We start from the raw sequence: 1017 nt of genomic DNA on the forward strand, positions 1-1017 counted from the left end.
AAAAACGACGCGAATGATGCCGAGGCCATCGTCGAAGCAGCCATGAGGCCGTCGATGCGCACGGTGCCGGTCAAGTCCAGCGAGCAGCAATCTCTCGCCATGCTGTTCCGGACCCGGGAGCTTCTGGTCATGCAGAGAACCCAGCTGGTAAATGCGTTGCGGGCTCATCTGGCCGAGCACGGGGTCATCGTGCCGGGGGGGCGCCGCTCGGTCGATCCGTTCATCAGGGCCTTGGAGGACACCGCGAATAACCTGCCGAGCTCAGTCCGCGAGGTCGGCAATCTCTACCTGGACAGGCTCGCTCGAGCTGCCTCCGAAATTGCAGCTTTGGAGCGGCGCATAGAGGAGCATTCTCGAATGCACGAGGTGGCGCAGCGCCTGCGCACTATACCTGGCGTGGGGCCTGTGGCGGCCATGGCGATCAAAGCCTTTGCGCCGGCCTTGGAGACGTTCCAGCGCGGCCGGGACTTTTCCGCTGGGCTCGTCCCACGACAGCATTCGAGCGGTGGCAAGCAGCGTCTTGGGCGAACGACGAAGATGGGGCAGCGCGACATTCGTCGATTGCTGATCAGCGGAGCGATGTCGATCATTCACTGGAAGGGACGGAACGGCGGCAAACCGGGCTCCTGGCTCGCCCGCATGCTGCCAAACAAGCCGCGGATGGTGATCGCCATCGCCTTGGCAAACAAGCTTGCCCGGATTGTCTGGGCGGTCATGACACGCAAGGAGGTTTACAGAGATCCTGAAGGGGCGGTCTGCTGATCGTCCCCTGTCAGGAGCGTCGGTGACGCAAGTGGCGCACTGATCCCGTATGAGCAAGGATCGGTGGATCAGGGTGGAGCAAACCAGTGAGAGGCAGAGAGCCTTGAGCTCGTAGTTTTGGAATGGCCTCCATCCGCGCATTTCCATACTGGCCAGCGGCGCATGCAGGGCCGCACGCAAAGGCCTTACACATGTTCGCAGCCGGTCACTTGTCCTCGGGAGCCACGAAGCCGCTTGCGCAAGCGGGGGTATCCA

At 62.4% G+C, this 1017-nt stretch carries 1 protein-coding gene; it reads left to right on the top strand.

What is annotated here, in order from left to right; genetic code table 11:
• The coding region (locus NHG85_RS06845; RefSeq protein ID WP_253331012.1) for an IS110 family RNA-guided transposase at nt 1–762 on the top strand (762 nt) is incomplete at its 5' end.
• Between the last annotated feature and the right edge of the window lie 255 nt (nt 763–1017).

Source organism: Limimaricola litoreus, from assembly GCF_024159025.1.
GTDB classification, from domain to species: Bacteria; Pseudomonadota; Alphaproteobacteria; order Rhodobacterales; family Rhodobacteraceae; genus Limimaricola; species Limimaricola litoreus.